The organism is Chitinophaga sp., assembly GCF_036566945.1.
Lineage (GTDB): Bacteria > Bacteroidota > Bacteroidia > Chitinophagales > Chitinophagaceae > Chitinophaga.
This window is the reverse complement of sequence record NZ_DATCVJ010000940.1, coordinates 1-4859: the sequence shown is the minus strand read 5'-3', so window position 1 is coordinate 4859 and position 4859 is coordinate 1. Positions and strand designations below refer to the sequence as shown.

At 41.3% G+C, this 4859-nt stretch carries 7 protein-coding genes and 1 pseudogene; all 8 read right to left on the bottom strand.

Going from position 1 to position 4859, the window contains the following annotated elements:
• Positions 1-304: 304 nt before the first annotated feature.
• Positions 305-655, bottom strand: a pseudogene (gene rplQ, locus VIP81_RS28265) (50S ribosomal protein L17); the annotation flags it as partial.
• A 154-nt stretch (positions 656-809) separates the two neighbouring features.
• The gene (locus VIP81_RS28260; RefSeq protein WP_331969494.1) at positions 810-1805 is read right to left on the bottom strand and encodes a DNA-directed RNA polymerase subunit alpha; all 996 of its coding nucleotides are present in this window, start codon (positions 1803-1805) and stop codon (positions 810-812) included.
• A 68-nt stretch (positions 1806-1873) separates the two neighbouring features.
• Positions 1874-2479 carry a 30S ribosomal protein S4 gene (rpsD, locus tag VIP81_RS28255; RefSeq protein WP_106528791.1) on the bottom strand — a complete coding sequence of 202 codons (606 nt, stop codon included), beginning with the start codon at positions 2477-2479 and terminating at the stop codon, positions 1874-1876.
• 156 nt (positions 2480-2635) lie between these two features.
• A complete protein-coding gene (gene rpsK / locus VIP81_RS28250; RefSeq protein ID WP_079470752.1) occupies positions 2636-3037 on the bottom strand; it encodes a 30S ribosomal protein S11 in 402 nt (133 codons plus the stop codon).
• Positions 3038-3146: 109 nt separating this feature from the next.
• Positions 3147-3527, bottom strand: coding sequence for a 30S ribosomal protein S13 (rpsM, locus tag VIP81_RS28245; protein WP_106527861.1), 381 nt, complete (start codon positions 3525-3527; stop codon positions 3147-3149).
• A 59-nt stretch (positions 3528-3586) separates the two neighbouring features.
• Entirely contained in the window at positions 3587-3703 is a 117-nt protein-coding gene (rpmJ, locus tag VIP81_RS28240; RefSeq protein ID WP_073083232.1) for a 50S ribosomal protein L36, read from the bottom strand.
• 70 nt (positions 3704-3773) lie between these two features.
• Positions 3774-3992, bottom strand: a complete 219-nt coding sequence (gene infA / locus VIP81_RS28235; RefSeq protein ID WP_012789309.1) for a translation initiation factor IF-1 — start codon at positions 3990-3992, stop codon at positions 3774-3776.
• A gap of 149 nt (positions 3993-4141) precedes the next feature.
• The coding region (gene map / locus VIP81_RS28230) for a type I methionyl aminopeptidase (RefSeq protein WP_331969469.1) at positions 4142-4859 on the bottom strand (718 nt) is incomplete at its 5' end.

Below are 4859 nucleotides of genomic sequence, written 5' to 3'. Positions count from 1 at the left end.
GCATCGGTGGGAAGGGATTTTGCAGAAAATGAGCTGTCGCATTGGAAAAATGGGCAAAGCCAGGTGTCACTGCAGTTATAAAAGAAATGGTACGATTGGCATAAAACGGAAAGAGGATGTCATGAATAATGACATCCTCTTTTTTCGTATCGTTGAAATAAGATTACTCAGCAGATTTTTCTTCTGTTGCAGTATCAGCAGCTTTAGTTTCAGTTGCTTCATCTGCTTTCTTCTTAGCACCACCGGCACGACGGGTTTTCTTAGCAGCAGCTTTTTCTTCTGATTTACCATAGATTTCGTTGAAATCTACCAGTTCAATCATCGCAACTTCTGCGTTATCCCCATGACGTTTACCCAGTTTAATGATACGGGTGTAACCACCAGGACGGGTTGCTATTTTCTCACTGATCGTGCTGAACAGTTCCTTGATAGCTTCTTTATCCTGCAGGTAGCTGAACACGATTCTACGGTTGTGGGTAGTATCGCTTTTGCCTCTTGTCAGCAGCGGCTCAACGTACACGCGGAGGGCTTTCGCTTTTGCCAGTGTAGTGTTGATACGTTTGTGGCTGATCAGTTCGCAAGCCAGATTGGACATCAGGGCTTTACGGTGGGAAGCAGTTCTGCTTAATTTGTTTAATTTAACTCCGTGACGCATGACATTTTTGTTTTAACCCTTACACCGTGTCAGGAATTGCAAGGTATTGTTTAGACATAGCTGATAGCAGTTGGCTATTAGCTGATTGATATAAAAAATTTTAGCCTTTGATCCTCTGCTTTGCAGCTAAGGATGAAAGGCTAAATGCTTTTTACTATTCTTCTTCGAGTTTCAGTTTAGACAGATCCATACCGAAGTGCAAACCTCTTTCGCCTAATACCTGTTCAATTTCGCTGAGTGATTTCTGGCCGAAGTTTCTGAACTTCATCAGTTCTTCCTGTTCGTATTGTACCAGTTCGCTGAGGGAATTGATTTTAGCTGCTTTCAGACAGTTGAATGCACGTACGCTCAGATCGAGATCTTCCAGTGGTGTTTTCAGTATCTTACGCAGTTGCAGTGTTTGTTCGTCCACTACATCTTCTTTTTCAGTGTCTTTAGTATCAAAGCTGATGTTTTCATCAGTAATGATCATCAGGTGCTGAATCAGGATGCGGGAAGCTTGTTTCACTGCTTCTTCCGGGTGGATAGTACCGTCTGTGATCACCTCCATTACGAGTTTCTCATAGTCAGTTTTCTGCTCCACACGTGTATTTTCTATGCTGTACTTTACGTTTTTGATAGGCGTAAAGATAGAGTCGATCGCGATGTAGCCAAATATTGCATCTTTGGGTTTGTTTTCCTCAGCTGGAACATAACCACGGCCTTTACCGATAGTCAGTTCGATATCCAGCTTGGCAGAAGGATCCAAGGTGCAGATTAACAGCTCAGGGTTCATGATCTGGAAAGCACTGGTGGCTTTTTCGATCATGTCTGCGCGGAATTCTGTTTTACCTTTGATAGACAGCGTGATCTTTTCGTTCGTTACATCACTCTCAGAGATCCTTTTGAAACGAACTTGTTTCAGATTCAGAATGATCTCAGTAACGTCTTCAGTAACACCTTTCAGTGTAGCGAACTCGTGATCTGCTCCTTCAATTTTAATACCCACAATGGCATAGCCCTCCAAAGAAGACAACAGTACGCGACGTAACGCATTACCGACTGTCACAGCATAACCTGGTTCTAATGGACGGAATTCGAATTGAGCTTCAAAGTCGGTAGACTTCTGCAATACGATCTTATCAGGTTTCTGGAAATTTAAAATTGCCATTGATGTGATAGATTTATTTGTTAAATATGAGGTTAGTCCATGACCTTCGGCCATGGACTAATTATTTATTACTTAGAGTACAATTCTACGATCAGTTGCTCCTTGATATTCTCAGGAACGCTCTCTCTCTCAGGATAAGCAATGAATATACCTTTCATTTCTTTTTCGCTCCAATCCAACCAGCTGAATTTTGGATTTTTTCCACGAATAACGCTGGTTAATGCAGAATTGTTTGCAGTTTTATTTTTCAGGCTGATAACATCTCCTGGTTTCAGTTGGAAAGAAGGAGTGTTAACCACAACGCCGTTAACAGTAACGTGTTTGTGAGAAACCAGCTGACGTGCAGCAGGGCGGGAAGGTGCGATACCCAGACGGAACACAGTGTTATCCAAACGGGCTTCGAGTAATTTGATCAATACTTCACCGGCAACACCTTTTCTACGGGTAGCTTCGTCGAACAGGTTACGGAACTGACGCTCCAGCAAACCGTAAGTGTACTTGGCTTTTTGTTTTTCTCTCAGCTGCAGTGCGTATTCGCCTAATTGTTTGCGTTTACGGTTTGCGCCATGTTGACCCGGAGGGTTGCTGTTCTTACTTAAATACTTACCATTACCGAGAATGGGTTCACCAAAAATTCTGGAAATTTTGGTCTTTGGTCCTGTGTACCTTGCCATGTTTTAAATATACTTTAGATTTTTTAGTTAATGATGTATGCTCTTCAAAAAATCTGAAAACCTGATCATACACCCATTTATCTAATAATAAATTACAACGTCCAGATACCAAACTTCTAATGAAATCTGGTATCTGGATATTGTAAATATATATTACTATACTCTTCTCTTCTTAGGAGGACGGCAACCGTTGTGAGGTAAAGGCGTAACGTCTTTAATCATATTCACTTCGATACCAGAGTTGGCGATAGCGCGGATAGCACTTTCACGACCAGCTCCTGGTCCTTTCACAAAAACATCTGCTCTTTTCAGACCTGAGTCCATAGCAACTTTGGCAGCATCCTGTGCAGCCAGCTGAGCTGCGTATGGAGTGTTCTTTTTAGAACCTCTGAAGCCCATTTTACCAGCAGAAGACCAGGAGATAACCTGACCATGCTTGTTGGTGATGCTAACAATGATGTTGTTGAAGCTAGCGGAGATATGAACGTCTCCGTAGTTATCCACTTTTACTACCCTCTTTTTATTAGCAGCAGTTTTTGTATTATTTGCTTTTGCCATAATGATTTAAATTCCAAATATGAAATTCCAGATCCCAAATTTACACGACTCACGGTCATTGAAACCCCTCTGATTCGGAATGTGGGATTTCAACCTGGGATTTTATTTATTATTTCTTAGTTGCTTTTTTCTTACCAGCCACTGTCTTACGTTTACCTTTACGGGTACGGCTGTTGGTACGTGTACGCTGACCTCTTACCGGTAAGCCTTTCCTGTGACGCAGACCGCGGTAGCAAGCGATATCCAGCAGACGCTTGATATTCATTTGTACTTCAGAACGCAGTTGACCCTCTACCTTAAACTCACCGTTGATAACGTTACGGATGGCAGCTTGTTCATCGTCATTCCAATCCCGCACTTTTTTATTGAAATCAATTTCCGCCTTGTTCAGGATATATTGGGCGGTAGAACGGCCTATACCAAAGATATAGGTGAGGCCAATTTCTCCTCTTTTATTTTTAGGAAGATCTATACCGGCTATACGTGCCATATTTCTATTTTAGATTTTATGATTCTGATTAAAAAATCAAATTCCGTTAGGGGAATCGATTAACCCTGGCGTTGTTTAAAACGAGGATTCTTTTTGTTGATTACCAACAAAACACCTTTTCTACGAACTATTTTACAATCCGCACTTCTTTTTTTGATTGCAGCTCTTACCTTCATGATTAATACTTTATAAAAGGTTATGATATTTATTAAATTGTATTTTCAATCCCCTCTACCCTGTTCCGTCCTATTTGTATCTGAAAATTATACGGCCTCTTGACAAATCGTATGGGCTCATCTCTACGCCAACCTTATCTCCTGGCAGAATGCGGATGTAGTGCATTCTCATTTTTCCAGAAATGGTGGCCAGGATCTCATGCCCGTTTTCCAATTTTACACGGAACATAGCGTTCGACAAGGCTTCTAATATAATTCCATCCTGTTTAATGAGTGCCTGTTTTGCCATAAAAATTTTTAGGACTGCAAAGATAGCATTTATCTTTTGAAATAGAAAAATTTACCGTGATTATTATTATTATTGCCAGTTTTTATACTAAAACCTGTCTTATTTATCGCCAAAACCCCTCTTATATTAGACATTTCCAAACGCTCAAACTAGTAATTTGAGTTCAATTCAGGGTTATTTTTCTCTTCTCTTTCTATGTCCACGTAGGTAGATAACACATCTGCTTTCCCTTTTCCTACAGCCACGGTATGTTCAAAGTGAACAGAAGGGCTACCATCACGGGTGGCAACGGTCCAACCATCTTCCAGGTATTCAACATCTTTGGAGCGGAGGTTGATCATCGGCTCAATGGCAATCACCAAACCTTCTTTCATTACCGGACCGCTTCCTCTTTTACCATAGTTAGGCACCTGTGGATCCTCGTGGAGATTGCGGCCAAGGCCATGTCCCACCAATTCTCTTACAACGCCGTAACCACGCTCTTTTTCGGTATACTCCTGTATCGCATAGGAGATGTCACCTACTCTATTTCCTACAATGGCTTTTTCAATGCCTTTGTAAAGAGACGCTTTGGTAGCTGTCATCAACCGGAGTACATTTTCAGGTACATTACCAATAGCAAAAGTATAAGCACTATCAGAATGATATCCATTCATGTAAACCCCAACGTCAACAGTAAGAATATCACCGTCTTTCAGCACATACTTATTAGGAATACCATGCACTACTTCTTCATTCACAGAAATGCAGCAGGCATTTGGGAAACCTTTGTAATTTTTGAAAGAAGGAGTTCCACCATTTTCCACGATGAACTTATCTGCAATGGCGTCTACATCCAGTGTGCTCATACCTGCTTTCAGGGTTCTG

Coding starts and splice junctions, on each gene's coding strand:
- VIP81_RS28260 (WP_331969494.1), bottom strand. CDS start 1,805: ATGGCAATTTTAAATTTCCAGAAACCTGATAAGATCGTATTGCAGAAG.
- rpsD (WP_106528791.1), bottom strand. CDS start 2,479: ATGGCAAGGTACACAGGACCAAAGACCAAAATTTCCAGAATTTTTGGT.
- rpsK (WP_079470752.1), bottom strand. CDS start 3,037: ATGGCAAAAGCAAATAATACAAAAACTGCTGCTAATAAAAAGAGGGTA.
- rpsM (WP_106527861.1), bottom strand. CDS start 3,527: ATGGCACGTATAGCCGGTATAGATCTTCCTAAAAATAAAAGAGGAGAA.
- rpmJ (WP_073083232.1), bottom strand. CDS start 3,703: ATGAAGGTAAGAGCTGCAATCAAAAAAAGAAGTGCGGATTGTAAAATA.
- infA (WP_012789309.1), bottom strand. CDS start 3,992: ATGGCAAAACAGGCACTCATTAAACAGGATGGAATTATATTAGAAGCC.